17 protein-coding genes, 3 tRNA genes and 1 other RNA gene are annotated in these 17,316 nt (G+C 56.2%); 20 read left to right on the top strand and 1 reads right to left on the bottom strand.

The features are described 5' to 3' along the window. Nucleotides 1–7: 7 nt before the first annotated feature. The 18 genes from odhB to PU624_RS17115 all read left to right on the top strand — a co-directional run bounded on the left by odhB (nucleotide 8) and on the right by PU624_RS17115 (nucleotide 13,596). Entirely contained in the window at nucleotides 8–1,228 is a 1,221-nt protein-coding gene (gene odhB / locus PU624_RS17200) for a 2-oxoglutarate dehydrogenase complex dihydrolipoyllysine-residue succinyltransferase (RefSeq protein ID WP_283545961.1), read from the top strand. A 67-nt stretch (nucleotides 1,229–1,295) separates the two neighbouring features. Then, nucleotides 1,296–2,462, top strand: a complete 1,167-nt coding sequence (sucC, locus tag PU624_RS17195) for an ADP-forming succinate--CoA ligase subunit beta (RefSeq protein ID WP_003853151.1) — start codon at nucleotides 1,296–1,298, stop codon at nucleotides 2,460–2,462. After that, the gene (gene sucD / locus PU624_RS17190; RefSeq protein WP_003853148.1) at nucleotides 2,462–3,337 is read left to right on the top strand and encodes a succinate--CoA ligase subunit alpha; all 876 of its coding nucleotides are present in this window, start codon (nucleotides 2,462–2,464) and stop codon (nucleotides 3,335–3,337) included. The genes sucC and sucD overlap by 1 nt, the downstream gene beginning before the upstream one ends. 574 nt (nucleotides 3,338–3,911) lie before the next feature. Next, a complete protein-coding gene (gene cydA, locus PU624_RS17185; RefSeq protein WP_283545960.1) occupies nucleotides 3,912–5,483 on the top strand; it encodes a cytochrome ubiquinol oxidase subunit I in 1,572 nt (523 codons plus the stop codon). Between the two features lie 11 nt (nucleotides 5,484–5,494). Next, the gene (gene cydB / locus PU624_RS17180) at nucleotides 5,495–6,634 is read left to right on the top strand and encodes a cytochrome d ubiquinol oxidase subunit II (protein ID WP_283545959.1); all 1,140 of its coding nucleotides are present in this window, start codon (nucleotides 5,495–5,497) and stop codon (nucleotides 6,632–6,634) included. Nucleotides 6,635–6,649: 15 nt separating this feature from the next. Next, nucleotides 6,650–6,754 carry a cytochrome bd-I oxidase subunit CydX gene (gene cydX / locus PU624_RS17175; protein ID WP_283545958.1) on the top strand — a complete coding sequence of 35 codons (105 nt, stop codon included), beginning with the start codon at nucleotides 6,650–6,652 and terminating at the stop codon, nucleotides 6,752–6,754. Beyond that, complete coding sequence (ybgE, locus tag PU624_RS17170; RefSeq protein ID WP_283545957.1) at nucleotides 6,754–7,047, top strand: cyd operon protein YbgE; 294 nt, start codon at nucleotides 6,754–6,756, stop codon at nucleotides 7,045–7,047. The genes cydX and ybgE overlap by 1 nt, the downstream gene beginning before the upstream one ends. A 178-nt stretch (nucleotides 7,048–7,225) precedes the next feature. Further along, the gene (ybgC, locus tag PU624_RS17165) at nucleotides 7,226–7,630 is read left to right on the top strand and encodes a tol-pal system-associated acyl-CoA thioesterase (protein WP_003853144.1); all 405 of its coding nucleotides are present in this window, start codon (nucleotides 7,226–7,228) and stop codon (nucleotides 7,628–7,630) included. Then, nucleotides 7,627–8,313 carry a Tol-Pal system protein TolQ gene (gene tolQ / locus PU624_RS17160; RefSeq protein WP_283545956.1) on the top strand — a complete coding sequence of 229 codons (687 nt, stop codon included), beginning with the start codon at nucleotides 7,627–7,629 and terminating at the stop codon, nucleotides 8,311–8,313. The genes ybgC and tolQ overlap by 4 nt, the downstream gene beginning before the upstream one ends. A 13-nt stretch (nucleotides 8,314–8,326) precedes the next feature. Next, nucleotides 8,327–8,755, top strand: a complete 429-nt coding sequence (gene tolR / locus PU624_RS17155; RefSeq protein ID WP_003853140.1) for a colicin uptake protein TolR — start codon at nucleotides 8,327–8,329, stop codon at nucleotides 8,753–8,755. 27 nt (nucleotides 8,756–8,782) lie between these two features. Next, nucleotides 8,783–10,117: a cell envelope integrity protein TolA gene (gene tolA / locus PU624_RS17150; protein WP_283545955.1), complete on the top strand. Its 1,335-nt coding sequence runs from the start codon at nucleotides 8,783–8,785 to the stop codon at nucleotides 10,115–10,117. Nucleotides 10,118–10,232: 115 nt separating this feature from the next. Beyond that, nucleotides 10,233–11,528, top strand: a complete 1,296-nt coding sequence (gene tolB / locus PU624_RS17145) for a Tol-Pal system beta propeller repeat protein TolB (protein ID WP_283545954.1) — start codon at nucleotides 10,233–10,235, stop codon at nucleotides 11,526–11,528. A gap of 51 nt (nucleotides 11,529–11,579) precedes the next feature. Next, complete coding sequence (gene pal / locus PU624_RS17140) at nucleotides 11,580–12,107, top strand: peptidoglycan-associated lipoprotein Pal (RefSeq protein ID WP_283545953.1); 528 nt, start codon at nucleotides 11,580–11,582, stop codon at nucleotides 12,105–12,107. A gap of 9 nt (nucleotides 12,108–12,116) precedes the next feature. Continuing rightward, nucleotides 12,117–12,911 carry a cell division protein CpoB gene (gene cpoB, locus PU624_RS17135; RefSeq protein ID WP_283545952.1) on the top strand — a complete coding sequence of 265 codons (795 nt, stop codon included), beginning with the start codon at nucleotides 12,117–12,119 and terminating at the stop codon, nucleotides 12,909–12,911. Nucleotides 12,912–13,075: 164 nt separating this feature from the next. Further along, a tRNA-Lys gene (locus tag PU624_RS17130) sits at nucleotides 13,076–13,151 on the top strand. 70 nt (nucleotides 13,152–13,221) lie between these two features. Then, nucleotides 13,222–13,297, top strand: a tRNA-Lys gene (locus PU624_RS17125). Between the two features lie 46 nt (nucleotides 13,298–13,343). Then, nucleotides 13,344–13,419: transfer RNA gene (locus PU624_RS17120), tRNA-Lys, on the top strand. A 43-nt stretch (nucleotides 13,420–13,462) separates the two neighbouring features. Then, nucleotides 13,463–13,596, top strand: a non-coding RNA gene (locus PU624_RS17115) — RtT sRNA. A 353-nt stretch (nucleotides 13,597–13,949) separates the two neighbouring features. Here PU624_RS17115 and PU624_RS17110 read toward each other — a convergent pair. Beyond that, nucleotides 13,950–15,425, bottom strand: a complete 1,476-nt coding sequence (locus PU624_RS17110) for an AlkA N-terminal domain-containing protein (protein WP_283545951.1) — start codon at nucleotides 15,423–15,425, stop codon at nucleotides 13,950–13,952. A gap of 158 nt (nucleotides 15,426–15,583) precedes the next feature. On the opposite strand from PU624_RS17110, the gene PU624_RS17105 reads away from it, so the two are divergent. After that, complete coding sequence (locus PU624_RS17105) at nucleotides 15,584–16,126, top strand: methylated-DNA--[protein]-cysteine S-methyltransferase (protein ID WP_283545950.1); 543 nt, start codon at nucleotides 15,584–15,586, stop codon at nucleotides 16,124–16,126. A gap of 126 nt (nucleotides 16,127–16,252) precedes the next feature. Then, on the top strand, nucleotides 16,253–17,314 hold the full coding sequence (nadA, locus tag PU624_RS17100) for a quinolinate synthase NadA (RefSeq protein ID WP_283545949.1): 1,062 nt from the start codon (nucleotides 16,253–16,255) through the stop codon (nucleotides 17,312–17,314). Nucleotides 17,315–17,316 lie beyond the last annotated feature (2 nt).

Raw genomic sequence — 17,316 nt, 5'->3', positions numbered from 1 at the left:
AAAGATAATGAGTAGCGTAGATATTCTCGTTCCCGACCTGCCTGAATCGGTTGCCGATGCCTCAGTGGCAACCTGGCACAAAAAACCAGGCGATGCAGTCACTCGCGATGAAGTGCTGGTCGAAATCGAAACCGACAAAGTGGTGCTGGAAGTGCCAGCCTCTGCTGACGGTATCCTGGAAGCGGTTCTGGAAGAAGAGGGCGCCACCGTCACTTCCCGCCAGATCCTGGGCCGTCTGAAAGAGGGCAACAGCGCAGGTAAAGAGAGCAGCGCGAAGGCTGAAAGCAAAGAGTCTACCCCGGCTCAGCGTCAGACTGCGTCACTGGAAGAAGAGAGCAACGATGCGCTCAGCCCGGCTATCCGCCGCCTGATTGCAGAGCACAATCTCGATGCTTCTCAGATCAAAGGCAGCGGTGTTGGCGGACGTCTGACCCGTGAAGATGTTGAAAAACATCTGGCGAATAAGCCGCAGGCTGCGAAAGCCGCCGCGCCAGCCGCTGCTGCTGCACCACAGCAGCCAGTCGCGAACCGCAGCGAAAAACGCGTGCCGATGACCCGTCTGCGCAAGCGCGTTGCCGAGCGTCTGCTGGAAGCGAAGAACAGCACTGCGATGCTGACCACCTTCAACGAAATCAACATGAAGCCCATCATGGATCTGCGTAAGCAGTATGGTGAGGCCTTCGAGAAGCGTCACGGTGTACGTCTGGGCTTTATGTCCTTCTACATCAAAGCGGTTGTTGAAGCGCTGAAACGCTATCCGGAAGTGAATGCGTCCATCGATGGGGAAGATGTGGTTTACCACAACTACTTCGACGTCAGCATCGCGGTCTCTACGCCACGTGGTCTGGTTACCCCGGTCCTGCGTGACGTTGATGCGCTGAGCATGGCGGACATCGAGAAGAAAATCAAAGAGTTGGCAGTGAAAGGCCGTGACGGCAAGCTGACAGTGGAAGATCTGACCGGCGGTAACTTCACCATTACCAACGGCGGCGTCTTTGGTTCACTGATGTCTACCCCGATCATCAACCCACCGCAGAGCGCCATCCTGGGCATGCACGCCATCAAGGATCGCCCGATGGCGGTCAATGGTCAGGTTGTGGTGCTGCCAATGATGTATCTGGCGCTCTCCTACGACCACCGTCTGATCGATGGCCGTGAATCAGTTGGTTATCTGGTTGCAGTGAAAGAAATGCTGGAAGATCCGGCGCGCCTGCTGCTGGATGTCTGATTTTCACCGGGCGCGCCTCGCGCGCCCAACCTCAATACTCTTTTCAGACCTGAATGGATAGAACATCATGAACTTACACGAATACCAGGCGAAACAACTGTTTGCACGGTATGGCATGCCGGCACCAACGGGTTACGCCTGCACTACACCACGTGAAGCGGAAGAAGCAGCCTCTAAAATTGGCGCAGGCCCGTGGGTAGTTAAATGTCAGGTTCATGCCGGTGGCCGCGGTAAAGCGGGCGGTGTGAAAGTGGTTAACAGTAAAGAAGAGATTCGCGCCTTTGCTGAAAACTGGCTGGGCAAACGCCTGGTGACCTATCAGACAGATGCAAACGGCCAGCCGGTAAACCAGATTCTGGTTGAAGCGGCGACCGATATCGATCAGGAGCTCTATCTGGGCGCTGTGGTCGATCGCGCAACACGTCGCGTTATTTTCATGGCCTCCACTGAAGGCGGCGTGGAAATTGAAAAAGTGGCGGAAGAAACCCCGCACCTGATCCACAAAATGGCGCTGGATCCACTGACGGGCCCGCAGCCTTATCAGGGCCGTGAGCTGGCGTTCAAACTGGGCCTGACCGGCAAGCTGGTTGGACAGTTCACCAAGATCTTCATGGGTCTGGCAACACTGTTCCTGGAGCGCGATCTGGCGATGGTTGAGATCAACCCGCTGGTCATCACCAAACAGGGCGACCTGATCTGCCTGGATGGCAAACTGGGTGCCGATGGCAATGCCCTGTTCCGTCAGCCAGAGCTGCGCGAAATGCGCGATCCAAGCCAGGAAGATCCACGTGAAGCGCATGCGACACAGTGGGAACTGAACTATGTTGCGCTGGAAGGCAACATCGGTTGTATGGTTAACGGCGCAGGTCTGGCGATGGGCACCATGGACATCGTTAAGCACCATGGCGGTCAGCCAGCCAACTTCCTGGATGTCGGCGGCGGCGCAACCAAAGAGCGCGTAACCGAAGCCTTCAAAATCATCCTGTCTGACGATGCCGTTAAAGCCGTCTTCGTTAACATCTTCGGCGGTATCGTACGCTGTGACCTGATTGCCGACGGCATCATCGGCGCAGTCGCTGAAGTGGGTGTGAACGTGCCAGTAGTGGTACGTCTGGAAGGTAACAACGCCGAGCTGGGCGCCCAGAAACTGGCGGACAGCGGTCTGAACATCATTGCAGCAACCAGCCTGACAGACGCCGCACAGCGTGTTGTTGCTGCCGCGGAGGGTAAATAATGTCCATTTTGATCGACAAAAACACCAAAGTCATCTGCCAGGGTTTCACCGGTGGCCAGGGGACGTTCCATTCTGAGCAGGCGCTGGCTTACGGCACCCAGCTGGTTGGCGGCGTAACGCCAGGCAAAGGCGGCACGACTCACCTCGGCCTGCCGGTGTTCAACACCGTGCGCGAAGCCGTAGAAGCGACTGGCGCAACCGCCACCGTGATCTATGTGCCAGCACCCTTCTGTAAAGATGGCATCCTGGAAGCGATCGAAGCGGGCATCAAACTGATTATCACCATCACCGAAGGTATCCCGACGCTGGATATGCTGACCGTGAAAGTGAAGCTGGATGAAGCAGGCGTGCGGATGATCGGTCCAAACTGCCCGGGTGTGATCACCCCAGGCGAATGTAAGATCGGCATCATGCCGGGCCACATTCACCAGCCAGGCCGTGTCGGTATCGTCTCCCGTTCAGGCACCCTGACCTATGAAGCGGTTAAGCAGACCACTGACATCGGCTATGGCCAGTCAACCTGCGTCGGCATCGGCGGTGACCCAATCCCAGGCTCTAACTTCATCGACATCCTGAAAATGTTCCAGGACGATCCACAGACTGAAGTTATCGTGATGATCGGCGAAATCGGCGGCAGCGCTGAGGAAGAAGCCGCCGCCTTCATTAAAGAGCACGTGACCAAACCGGTTGTGGGCTACATTGCTGGCGTAACCGCGCCAAAAGGCAAGCGTATGGGCCATGCGGGCGCCATCATTGCCGGTGGTAAAGGCACAGCAGATGAGAAATTTGCTGCGCTGGAAGCGGCAGGCGTGAAAACCGTTCGCAGCCTGGCTGACATCGGTGACGCAGTTAAAGCCGTATTACCGGCTAAATAAGTCAGCGTCATCTGAAACGAAGCCACCTCCGGGTGGCTTTTTTTATGCCCGTCATCCACGCGCATAATGCAGGCCGCTAAAGAGAAAAATACGGTGTTAAATAACCTGCTCGCGGTTTATCACGTTAAGGAAAAGTGACAAAGGTAAACTATTTCTTCACGCCTTATTTCATTAATGACACCTCATTAACAAGAAACCCACCTGACTCTATCTGGAAACTTATTGCGTTAATCCAGATCAATAAATCACGTTTTATATCCAACTATATCTCTGGCAAAGCGCAACGCTAAAGGCGTAAATTGCGCTGCATCAATCCAGCCTTTTACACAAATTTTCAAACGTCTGCTCAACCCGGGATGAAACCTGCTTTCCGCCTGTTAAAGCACGCGTTAATGAAAGCGTGGATTGACACTTTCAGAGCTGCTTCATTCGCTATTCGCTTTTTCGGGCAGCTCACAGACCTGTTCTGCTGGTAATAAAAAAACTGGAATTAATAAACAGCCGTTCCTGACTCTGATTACGTTCGATCTGTTCGCGCGCGTGACGGAGACAAAGCGAGGAGCAAGGAGTCCTTATGTTAGATATCGTCGAGCTGTCGCGGTTACAGTTTGCCTTAACGGCGATGTACCATTTTCTGTTCGTCCCTTTAACGCTGGGTATGGCGTTTTTGCTGGCGATCATGGAAACGGTATATGTCCTGAGCGGCAAACAAATTTATAAAGATATGACGAAGTTCTGGGGCAAGTTATTTGGTATTAACTTTGCGCTGGGTGTCGCCACCGGCCTGACCATGGAATTTCAGTTCGGGACGAACTGGTCATATTACTCACACTACGTCGGCGATATTTTTGGCGCGCCGCTCGCCATTGAAGGTCTGATGGCGTTCTTCCTTGAATCGACCTTTGTCGGCCTGTTCTTCTTCGGCTGGGATCGCCTCGGTAAAGTGCAGCACATGGCGGTGACCTGGCTGGTGGCGCTGGGCTCGAATATGTCTGCGCTGTGGATTCTGGTCGCCAACGGCTGGATGCAGAACCCCATCGCCTCTGAGTTCAACTTCGAAACCATGCGCATGGAGATGGTCAGCTTCTCAGAGTTGGTGCTGAACCCGGTGGCGCAGGTGAAATTCGTTCACACCGTTGCGGCCGGTTACACCACGGGCGCGATGTTTATCATGGGCATCAGCGCCTGGTACATGCTGAAAGGCCGTGACTTCGCCTTTGCTAAACGCTCATTCGCTATCGCGGCCAGCTTTGGCATGGCGGCGGTGCTGTCAGTCATCGTGCTGGGTGATGAGTCCGGCTATGAAATGGGTGACGTGCAGAAAACCAAGCTGGCCGCTATCGAAGCGGAGTGGGAAACCCAGCCGGCTCCGGCGTCGTTTACCCTGTTTGGTCTGCCCGACCAGGCTACTCAGGAGAACCGGTACGCCGTGCAGATTCCCTGGCTGCTGGGCCTGATCGCCACCCGCTCGATCGATAAGCCAGTCACCGGCCTGAAAGAGCTGATGGCACAGCATGAAGTGCGCATCCGCAACGGCATGAAAGCTTACTCCCTGCTGAATGAACTGCGCGCTGGCAGTCAGGATCCGGCAGTACGTGACGCGTTCAACAGTCATAAACAGGATCTCGGCTATGGCCTGCTGCTGAAACGCTATACCGATAACGTGGCGGATGCGACTGAAGCGCAGATCAGGCAGGCGACGCAGGACTCTATCCCGCGTGTCGCACCGCTTTATTTCGCCTTCCGCATCATGGTGCTGTGTGGCGTCCTGCTACTGGGCATTATCGCGCTGGCGTTCTGGAGCGTGTTACGTAACCGCATCGGCAAAAGTCGCTGGTTACTGAAAGCGGCGCTGTTTGGTATTCCGCTGCCGTGGATCGCGATCGAATCAGGCTGGTTCGTGGCGGAGTATGGCCGTCAGCCCTGGGCTATCGGTGAAGTCCTGCCAACAGCGGTGGCGAACTCTTCCCTGACCGTTGGCGATCTGCTGTTCTCGATGATTCTGATCTGCGGACTCTACACGCTGTTCCTGGTGGCTGAGATGTACCTGATGTTCAAATTCGCCCGCCTTGGGCCGAGCAGCCTGAAAACCGGGCGTTATCATCATGAGCAGATCTCGGCAACCGTTCAGCCGGTTCATGGATAAGGAGAGCGACCATGTTTGATTATGAAGTTCTGCGCTTTGTCTGGTGGCTGTTGATTGGCGTGCTGCTGATCGGCTTTGCCGTTGCAGATGGTTTTGATATGGGCGTCGGCATGCTGACGCGCATCCTGGGTCGCACCGATACTGAACGTCGCATTATGATTAACAGTATTGCCCCGCACTGGGACGGCAACCAGGTCTGGCTGATCACGGCCGGTGGCGCACTGTTTGCCGCCTGGCCGATGGTCTACGCGGCGGCCTTCTCTGGCTTCTACGTGGCGATGATTCTGGTGCTGGCGTCGCTGTTCTTCCGTCCGGTCGGCTTTGATTACCGTTCGAAGATTGAAGACAACCGCTGGCGCGGTGCCTGGGACTGGGGCATTTTCATTGGCAGTTTCGTGCCGCCGCTGGTGATTGGCGTGGCCTTTGGCAACCTGTTACAGGGCGTGCCGTTCCATGCCGATGCGTATCTGCGCCTGTTCTACACCGGTAACTTCTTCCAGCTGCTGAATCCGTTTGGTCTGCTGGCGGGAGTGGTGAGCGTAGCGATGATTCTGGTGCAGGGCGCGACGTATCTGCAGATGCGTACCACCGGCGAACTGCATCTGCGTTCGCGCACTGCCGCTCAACTTGCCGCGCTGGTGATGATGGTCTGCTTCATCCTGGCGGGTGTCTGGGTGAAATATGGTATCGATGGCTATGTGGTGACCAGCACGATGGATCACTTCGCCGCCTCTAACCCACTGGGTAAAACCGTGGTGCGCGAAGCGGGTGCCTGGATGGTGAACTTCCAGAACCATCCTGTGCTGTGGCTGTTCCCACTGCTGGGTGTGGTGCTGCCGCTGCTGACCATCCTCTGCTCGCGGGTTGAGAAGGGCGCCTGGGCGTTCCTGTTCTCCTCACTGACGCTGGCCTGCGTCATCATGACCGCCGGCATTGCGATGTTCCCGTTCATCATGCCATCCAGCACCGTGCCGGGGACCAGCCTGACGATGTGGGATGCAACGTCCAGTCTGCTGACGCTGCAAACGATGACCGTTGCCGCCGCTATCTTTGTGCCCATCATTCTGATTTACACCACCTGGTGCTACTGGAAGATGTTTGGTCGTATCACCAAAGAGCATATTGAAAGCAACAGTCACTCACTCTATTAATCAAGGAGATGTCGCATGTGGTATTTTGCCTGGATTCTCGGCACGTTGCTGGCCTGTGCCTTTGGTATCGTGACCGCGCTGGCGATTGAACACGTTGAAGCGCAGGATGAGCCTCGCTGATGCGTACGTTAATTCGGATGCTCTATGATCTGATGGATAAGGGCCCGTTACGGGTCCTTTCACTGCTGCTGGCACTGCTGACGGCAGGTGGCGTGATGTGGGATCCGACCCGTTTTGCTAATCACGCGGGCCAGCTGCCCGCGTTGCAGGGTCTCGTGCTGATCTGGGCAGTCTGCAGTGGCGTGATCCACGGTGTGGGCTTCCGGCCACAGCAAACCCGATGGCAGGCGCTGTTTAGCCCGTTACCCGCCATGCTGGTGCTATTGATTGCGCTTTACCGTTTTTACCTTTAATCCCCCATCTCACCGGCGCTGACAGTGAATTTTTGTCAGCGTCTGGTCAATAAATCTCCCTGAAATCGTTCCATTTGTTACGACGCGATAATTATTTTCACCTGGCTCTGACGAGCCATTCCCAACCCCAATTCTCTTGCGTATAGTAGCAACGTTTAAAACGAGGCCGGGATGTAGAGTGAGTACAACGCTGTTTCGCTGGCCGGTTCGGGTCTACTACGAAGATACTGATGCCGGTGGTGTGGTTTATCACGCCAGCTATATCGCTTTTTATGAACGAGCACGTACCGAAATGTTGCGACAGCACCATTTCAATCAGCAGACGCTGTTAGAACAGCAGATCGCTTTTGTGGTACGGCGCATAACGGTGGACTATCTGGCGGCGGCGCGTCTTGATGACCTTCTGGAGATCCAGAGTGAGGTCACCTCAATGACACGGGCTACCATGACGTTTACTCAGCGTATCGTGAATACCGAAGGCAAAGTGCTCAATGAGGCAGAAGTCCTGATTGCCTGCATTAACCCTCATCTAATGAAGCCGATTGCGCTTCCCAAGTCTATTGTCGCGGAGTTCAAGCAGTGACTGACATGAACATTCTTGATTTGTTCCTGAAGGCGAGCCTTCTGGTCAAACTTATCATGTTGATTTTGATCGGCTTTTCTATTGCCTCCTGGGCCATCATTATTCAGCGCACACGTATTCTGAATGCGGCGGGAAGAGAAGCTGAGGCATTTGAAGACAAATTCTGGTCCGGCATCGAACTCTCGCGCCTGTATCAGGAGAGCCAGGAGCGCCGGGAAGAACTGGGCGGTTCGGAGCAGATTTTCTACTCCGGCTTCAAAGAGTTCGCCCGCCTGCATCGCGCGAATAATCATGCGCCGGAAGCGGTCATTGAGGGGGCCAGTCGTGCGATGCGCATCTCGATGAACCGTGAGCTGGAAGCGCTGGAAAACCATATCCCGTTCCTCGGCACCGTCGGTTCTATCAGTCCGTATATCGGGCTGTTCGGTACCGTCTGGGGGATCATGCACGCCTTTATCGCGCTGGGCGCGGTGAAGCAGGCGACACTGCAGATGGTGGCACCGGGTATCGCCGAAGCATTGATTGCGACCGCGATCGGTCTGTTTGCCGCGATTCCGGCGGTCATGGCGTACAACCGTCTGAACCAGCGCGTGAACAAACTGGAGCAGGGCTACGACAACTTCATGGAAGAGTTCACTGCCATTCTGCATCGCCAGGCTTTCTCCAGCGATAGCGCTAAGTAAATAGAGGTTAATGATGGCCAGAGTACGTGGTCGCAAACGCCGCGACCTGAAGTCGGAAATCAACATCGTTCCGCTACTGGACGTCCTGTTGGTGCTGCTGCTGATCTTCATGGCAACGGCGCCCATTATTACCCAGAGCGTGGAAGTGGATCTGCCTGATGCGACCGACTCTAAAACCGTTTCCAGCGATGATAATCCGCCGGTGATTGTTGAAGTGGCGGGCGTGGGGCAGTACAGCCTGGTCGTGGATCACGATCGTATGGATCAGCTCCCGCCAGAGCAGGTGATCAGCGAAGCGCAGCGTCGACTGGAAGCAAATCCTAAGACGGTCTTTTTGATCGGGGGCGCGAAAGAGGTGCCTTACGATGAAATTATTAAAGCGCTCAACCTGCTGCACCAGGCGGGTGTTAAATCTGTCGGTTTGATGACGCAGCCGATTTAAAATCGAACCGTTTTTTGGGAACCGAGTGTGTCGAAGGCAACCGAGCAAAACGAGAAGTTAAAGCGCGCGATAATCATTTCGGTGATTCTGCATATCGTGCTGATCGCGCTGCTGATTTGGAGCTCGTTTAATGAGCACGTTGACCCCAGCAGTGCGGGTGGCGGAGGCAGCGATATTGATGCAGTGATGGTCGATCCCGGTGCCGTCGTGAGTCAATACAATCGTCAGCAGAACCAGCAGAGCGACAGCCAGCGTGCTGAGCAGCAGCGTAAAAAGCAGGCGCAGCAGCAGGCTGAAGAGCTGCAACAGAAACAGGCTGCTGAACAGCAGCGTCTGAAAGCGCTGGAAAAAGAGCGTTTAGCCGCGCAGGAAACCGCGAAAGAAGAGGCTAAACAGCAGGCTGAGCAGCAGAAAGCGGCAGAAGAAGCCGCTAAACAGGCGCAGGAACAGCAGAAAACCGCTGAAGCGGCGGCAGCCAAAGCGAAGGCGGATGCGAAAGCCCAGGCCGACGCTCAGGCTAAAGCGACTGCTGAGCAGGCGAAGCAGGCCGCAGCCGAAGCAAAGAAGCAGGCTGATCAGCAGGCGAAAGCCGCAGCGGCTGCGGCGGCAAAAGAGAAAGCCGTGGCGGAAGCGAAGGCAAAGTCTGAAGCGGATGCGAAAGCGGCGGCTGAGGCCAAAGTGAAAGCGGCTGCGGATGCCAAAGCGAAAGCGGCCGAAGAAGCGAAAGCGAAAGCCGCAGAAGCCAAAGAAAAAGCAGCAGAGGCGGCGAAAGAGAAGGCCGCTGAAGCCGCGAAAGAGAAAGCTGAGGCCGCTAAAGAGGCGGCCAAAGAGAAAGCTGAGGCAGCCAAAGAGGCCGCTAAAGAGAAGGCAGAAGCCGCTGCAAAAGCGAAAGCCGATGCAGCAGCCAAAGCGAAGGCCGATGCTGCCGCGAAAGCCAAAGCAGATGCTAAAGCGAAAGCGGCCGCCGATGCGGCCAATGACAGCGATGTCGATGATTTGCTGGGTGGACTCACTTCCGGTAAAAATGCACCGAAAAGCGGCACCTCAGGTGGCGCAGCAGGGCAGGGCAACCAGAAGAAAGCGGGTGCATCGGGCGCGGAGATCAACTCCTACATGGGTCAGGTTGTGAGTGCGATTCAGAGCCGATTCTACGATGCCGATCTGTATCGCGGAAAAACCTGTGATTTGCGGATTAAACTTGCGCCTGATGGCTTGTTGATTGATGTTAAGTCAGAGGGTGGCGATCCCGCGCTCTGTCAGGCCGCGATTGCTGCCGCCAAACAGGCACGCATTCCGAAGCCGCCTTCACAGGCGGTCTACGAAGTGTTTAAAAACGCCCCAATGCGTTTTAAACCGCAATAATGCAGTAACGGTCGGCAAGTTGATCTATGTTTAGCTTGCCGTACTTATGTTGTACTCGTGGTTTCCAGGAACAGTGCCAATTATCGTGGACTGAGGTTCAGATAAGGGAGATAAAATGAAGCAAGCTCTTCGCGTTACGTTAGGCTTTTTTATCCTGCTGTGGGCAGCCATGCTGCATGCAGAAGTTCGAATTGAGATCACCCAGGGTGTTAACACCGCGCGCCCGATTGGCGTGGTGCCGTTTAAATGGGCCGGTTCTGGCGCAGCGCCGGAAGATGTCGGCGGTATCGTAGCGGCTGACCTGCGCAACAGTGGCAAATTTAATCCACTGGATCGCTCACGTCTGCCACAGCAGCCAACCAGCGCGCAGGAAGTTCAGCCTGCCGCCTGGAGCGCACTCGGCATCGACGCCGTTGTCGTCGGTCAGGTTGCGTCTAACCCGGATGGCAGCTATCAGGTCTCTTACCAGCTGGTCGATACCGGCGGTGCACCGGGTACGGTGCTGGCACAGAACTCGTATAAAGTGACGAAGCAGTGGCTGCGTTATGCCGCTCACACGGCGAGTGACGAAACGTTCCAGAAGCTGACAGGCATTAAGGGCGCTTTCCGCACCCGTATCGCCTATGTCGTGCAGACCAATGGCGGCCAGTTCCCGTATGAACTGCGCGTAGCGGATTACGATGGCTATAACCAGTTCGTGGTGCATCGTTCACCACAGCCACTGATGTCGCCAGCCTGGTCTCCGGATGGCAGCAAAGTGGCCTACGTGACCTTTGAAAGCGGCAAATCTGCGCTGGTGGTACAGACGCTGTCTAACGGTGCAATCCGTCAGGTCGCCTCTTATCCGCGCCACAACGGTGCCCCGGCGTTCTCGCCAGATGGCTCTAAGCTCGCTTTCGCGCTCTCTAAAACCGGCAGCCTGAATCTCTATGTGATGGATCTGGCCTCAGGTCAGACGCGTCAGGTGACGGATGGTCGTTATAACAGTACTGAACCGACCTGGTTCCCGGACAGCCAGACACTGGCTTATACCTCCGATCAGGCGGGTGCCCCTCAGATCTATAAAGTCGGTGTTAATGGCGGCACGCCACAACGTATTACCTGGGAAGGTGGTCAGAACCAGGATGCGGATGTCGCAACAGATGGTAAATCTATGGTGATGATTAGCACCAACGGTGGTGCTCAACACGTCGCCAAACAGGATCTGGAAACGGGAGCCGTTCAAACGTTAACGGACACGTTCCTGGATGAAACGCCGAGCCTGGCACCAAACGGCACAATGGTAATCTACAGCTCTACTCAGGGTATGGGTTCCGTGTTGCAGTTGGTTTCAACCGACGGCCGTTTCAAAGCGCGTCTTCCGGCAACTGATGGACAGGTAAAATTTCCTGCCTGGTCGCCGTATCTGTAATGTCTGACAATTCAGACATCGCAAACAATAAACAATAATGGGATTTTTGAAATGCAACTGAACAAAGTGCTGAAGGGTTTGATGCTGGCTCTGCCGGTTCTGGCAGTAGCGGCTTGTAGCTCACACAAGAACAACAACAATGACCAGACTGGCTCAGGCGCTGATGGCGCTTACGGTGCAAATTCTGGCATGAACGGCAACGGCGGCAACATGTCTTCTGACGAGCAGGCTCGTCTGCAGATGCAGCAGCTGCAGCAGAACAACATCGTGTACTTCGGCCTGGACAAGTATGACGTTCAGTCTGATTACGCACAGATGCTGGATCAGCACGCGACCTTCCTGCGCAGCAACCCATCATACAAAGTGACCATCGAAGGTCACGCGGATGAGCGCGGTACGCCGGAATACAACATCGCCCTGGGCGAACGTCGTGCTAACGCCGTTAAGATGTACCTGCAGGGTAAAGGCGTGTCGGCTGATCAGATGTCTATCGTTTCTTACGGTAAAGAGAAGCCAGCCGTTCTGGGTCATGACGAAGCAGCGTATTCTAAAAACCGTCGTGCCGTTCTGGTCTACTAAGAGAATCACATGGTTAGTAACTTCAGACGTCATCTGTTGAGTCTGTCGTTACTGATTGGCGTAGCGGCCCCCTGGGCCGCTAATGCCCAAGCGTCAATCAGTAGCGTTGGCTCCGGCTCGGTCGAAGACCGTGTCACCACTCTTGAACGAATCTCTAATGCCCAGGCCCAGCTGATGCAGCAGTTGCAGCAGCAGATGAGCGATAACCAGCGTGATATCGATGCGCTGCGTGGGCAAATCCAGCAAAACACGTATCAGTTGAATCAGGTGGTTGAGCGGCAGAAGCAGCTTTACCAGCAGATTGACACGCTGAGCAGCGCCAGCAGCAACGGCGGGCAACAGGCAGCCGGCAACGATGCCGCAGCGGATACAGGCGCAGCAGCAACCGCAGGCGCGGCAGCATCAACGGAGAGCGCACCTGCGCAGACCGGTGACGCTAACAGCGATTACAACGCGGCTGTGGCGCTGATTCTGGAGAAGAAACAGTATGACCAGGCGATCAGTGCGCTTCAGGCGTGGGTAAAACGTTACCCTGATTCGACCTATCAGCCGAATGCGAATTACTGGCTGGGTCAGCTGAACTACAACAAAGGCAAAAAGGACGACGCGGCTTATTATTACGCCACGGTGGTGAAAAACTATCCGAAGTCGCCGAAAGCTGCAGAAGCGTTGTTGAAAGTGGGTGTGATCATGCAGGAGAAAAAAGACACGGCGAAAGCCAAAGCGGTCTTCCAGCAGGTGATCAAACTTTATCCAGACACCGAATCTGCTAAGCAAGCTCAGAAACGTCTGAGTGGCCTGTAATTTGTCCGGTTCAGACCAGATATCGTGTGATTTCTGGTCTTGCCGTATGAAAGGTAAGCAACTGAAGCATTTAGCAGAAATAAGAGTTGCGCTACCCCGCTAAATCAGTAATATATGCCGCCGTTGCCGGGACACATTGAAAAGTGTCTGGTAAGCCTGAAGATGGGTCGTTAGCTCAGTTGGTAGAGCAGTTGACTTTTAATCAATTGGTCGCAGGTTCGAATCCTGCACGACCCACCATCTCCTTCAGACGCGCTTTTACCGCGCAGTTTTAAGAAGAACACTTCAGCATTGCTTCACAACCTAAGATGGGTCGTTAGCTCAGTTGGTAGAGCAGTTGACTTTTAATCAATTGGTCGCAGGTTCGAATCCTGCACGACCCACCATCTTATCTCAGCCGCCTGGCGCGCTGAACGGTTGTAAGCCCCCAGCGGGTCGTTAGCTCAGTTGGTAGAGCAGTTGACTTTTAATCAATTGGTCGCAGGTTCGAATCCTGCACGACCCACCAATTAAGAAAAAAGCGCCCTTTGGGCGCTTTTTTCGTTTCCGGGGCACGGACTTTACCGTGCAGGGTGAGAACCTGCAGCAGGTTCGACTGAATCGCTCGGCGATTCAGGCTGATGCTTCAGCATCACCCGGAGGGCGAGGCCCTGGAAGGGCCGAGGCAATCCTGCACGACCCACCAATTAAGAAAAAAGCGCCTTTAAGGCGCTTTTTTCGTTTATGGGGTATCGACTTAAAAGCACAATGCATCTGGCATTTAAGATAGTGGTGAAGTCTGTCCGGGATCGCTGTTAGATGGAGCCTGCGCAGAGAACACGGTCAGATCGGAAAGACGCAAAAGCCAGTCCATGACACGCTCGGCCCGCGCGATTACGCACCTCATCCCTGAGGTGCGCCCGTAAACGGGCCAACGCTTTGCGTTGTTCAAAAACGCTCCCGGCGTTTTTGTCCTAAGCGCGGGACGCTTTCCTCTTCTGACCGTGTTCACTGCTCATTTGCTTTTGCGTTGCGGGGAGAGTTGCCCTGTATCCGCCGTCACGCCTTTTTCTTTACCTTAGCCACCGCCAGGCTCTCCCAGATATGCATCACCGCATAGCTGCGCCAGGGGCGCCAGGATTGCGAGCGCGCTTCCGCTTCTTTGGATGACAGGCCGCCCAGGTTATTACGGATGGCGATGTCCTCTTTGGGAAACGCATCCGGCCAGCGCAGGGCGCGCATCGCGATGTAGTGCGCGGTCCAGGGACCAATGCCCGGCAGGCTGACCAGCTTTTTTATCACCTCGTCAGGCGGCTGTGCAGCACTGAGACGCAGATCGCCGCTGGCGCAGGCGCTGGCAAAGGCGATGATGGCGCGGGAACGGGCGGCGCTGACGATGCCCATCGGCGCAACGTCATCCACCGTCAGTCCGGCGATGCGTTCAGGTTGCGCGGTGTAGCGGGTCAGATCGGCAAACGGCGTCTCGCAGGGCTCGCCAAAGGCGGCGGCAAAACGGCTGCTGACGGTTGTGGCCGCTTTGACCGTTACCTGCTGGCCGATAATGGATCGTACGCCCAGTTCGAAGGCATCGAAGGCGCCAGGCACGCGCAGACCTGGATGTGCGATCAGGCTGGGTGCCAGCAGCGGGTCCTGGACCAGACAGGCGGCGATACGCTGCGGTTGCGCGTCGAGGTCAAACAGATCGCGCAGACGGCGCAGCAGCAGGGGCAGTACCGGGGTCAGCGAGGTGGAGAGCGTCACCTGCAGTGCGTTCTTCTGCGGCAGATGGGAAACACTGACCCAGCCCCGGCAGCGACCCAGCGCCACGGTGCGTCGCCAGCAGCCATCTTCCACCGCCTCGACCTCCTTCATCAGGTGCGTCTGCAGAAACCAGAGCATCGCCGCCCAGTCGTAGGGAGGGCGATAGGCCAGCCGCAGCGTCACGCGGTCGCCGGGCTGCGCGCGCTTCGTCCCTGTGTCGTCACGCCGCAGCGCGCTCGGCGTCATGCGGTAGCGTGCCTGGAACACATCATTGAAACGGCGCAGGCTGCTGAAGCCGCTGGCGTAGGCGACCTCTGTGACCGGCAGTTGTGTCTCGGTCAGCAGCTGCTTTGCCAGCAGCATGCGTCGCGTCTGCTTCAGCTCCAGCGGCGAGACGCCGAGCTCATGCTGCACGATACGGCGCAGCTGACGCAGGCTGAGACCGAATTCAGCGGCAATCGCCTCCAGCCCTTCGCGCTCTTCCAGCATGCCTTCTTCGATGCGCTGAATCAGCTGTTCCGCCACGCGATGCGGCTGATCAACCGGCGCGTTGCCGGGAGCCAGCTCAGGCCGGCAGCGCAGGCAGGGTCGGAAGCGTGCTTTCTCGGCCGCCTCGGCGCTGCTGAAGAAGAGGCAGTTCTTCTGCATCGGTGCTTTGACCGGGCAGACCGGACGGCAGTAGATACCGGTTGAGGTCACGCCCACAAAGAAAACGCCGTCAAAGCGGGTGTCACGAGAGGTCAGCGCCTGATAGGCAATGTCGGGATCGAGCATGGCATTTCTCCGGTAAATAAGCGCAGCCTACACCGGTGACTCCCGGCAGACTGGCTGTTTTCGGACAGCACAACAGTTTATAGCCATGACCGAAAACAGCCAGTCAGGCTGATGAAAAGTGCGATACTGGGTGACGGAATCGTGACGGGAGAATCACCATGTATTACTTCAAATCGATAGTTACCCCGGTGGGCGAACTGAAGCTGGTCGCCAGCGATTGCGGCCTGGCGGGGATTTTGTGGGAAAACGACGATCCGAAACGCACCCGGTTTTTACCGCAAATGCGCAATGACGATCATCCCATTCTGATCGAAACCGAACGTCAGCTCAGCGAGTACTTTACCGGTGCGCGTCGCTGTTTTGAGCTGCCGCTCGACATGGTCGGCACCGACTTTCAGAAGAAAGTCTGGCAGGCGCTGGTGGCGATCCCGTTTGGTGAGACCCGCAGCTACAGCCAGATTGCGCGGGAGATCGGCCATCCGCAGGCGGTGCGGGCGGTCGGCGCCGCCAACGGGCGTAATCCACTCTCCATTGTCGCACCGTGCCATCGCGTGATCGGTGCTAACGGCAAGCTGACCGGCTTTGCGGGCGGGCTGGATATCAAAGCGTTCCTGCTGGCACTGGAAGCGCCGCAGAAACCGCTGGTGCTGGCGGATGAAACGCAGCCGGGCAGGGTGGGTGCTGTGATGCAGCCAGAGTAAATATCTCACGACACAGTCTGGCTTTTCCGCTATCGTGTTTAGCATATAAAACACGACGGCGGATTCATCGCCATTATTCGCCTCCTCAGGCGATTTTCGTTAATTAGACAAAACGAGAGCTGTGTCATGAGTGTGATGTTTGATCCTGAAACCGCCGTTTATCCTTTTCCGCCCAAACCCACCCGCCTGAGTGATGACGAGAAGGCGTTTTACCGTGAGAAAATCAAAGCGCTGCTGAAGGCGCGTAACGCGGTAATGGTGGCGCACTACTACACCGATCCGGAAATCCAGGCGCTGGCGGAAGAGACCGGCGGCTGCGTCTCCGACTCGCTGGAGATGGCACGCTTTGGCAGCAACCATTCAGCCACCACACTGCTGGTGGCTGGCGTGCGCTTTATGGGCGAAACCGCCAAAATCCTCAGTCCCGAAAAAACCGTGCTGATGCCGACGCTGCAGGCGGAGTGCTCACTGGACCTCGGCTGTCCCATCGAAGAGTTTAACGCCTTCTGCGATGCGCATCCCGATCGCACCGTGGTGGTGTATGCCAACACCTCGGCGGCTGTCAAAGCGCGGGCCGACTGGGTGGTGACCTCCAGCATTGCGGTTGAGCTGATTGAGCATCTCGACAGCCTGGGAGAAAAGATCATCTGGGCACCGGATCGTCACCTTGGCCGCTACGTCACTCAGAAGTCGGGCGCGGATGTGCTCTGCTGGCAGGGTGCCTGCATTGTGCATGACGAGTTCAAAACCCAGGCGCTGCAGCGCATGAAAGCGCTCTATCCCGATGCGGCGGTGCTGGTGCATCCGGAGTCACCGCAGGCGATTGTCGATCTGGCCGACGCGGTTGGCTCGACCAGCCAGCTGATCCAGGCCGCGAAATCCCTGCCGCATCCGCAGATGATTGTCGCGACCGATCGCGGCATCTTCTACAAAATGCAGCAGGCGGTGCCGGATAAAGAGCTGCTGGAAGCGCCGACTGCCGGAGAAGGCGCAACCTGCCGCAGCTGTGCTCACTGTCCGTGGATGGCGATGAACGGCCTTAAAGCCATCGCAGAGGCGCTGGAGTCGGGTGGGGTGGAACATGAGATTCAGGTAGATGAGACGCTGCGAGAGGCGGCGTTACTGCCGCTTAATCGCATGCTATCCTTTGCAGCGGAACTCAAACTCAACGTGAAGGGCAACGCCTAAGC

The sequence above is a fragment of the Pantoea sp. Lij88 genome, assembly GCF_030062155.1.
In the GTDB taxonomy this organism is placed as follows: Bacteria; Pseudomonadota; Gammaproteobacteria; order Enterobacterales; family Enterobacteriaceae; genus Pantoea.
This window is presented reverse-complemented; position numbering and strand designations above follow the sequence as displayed.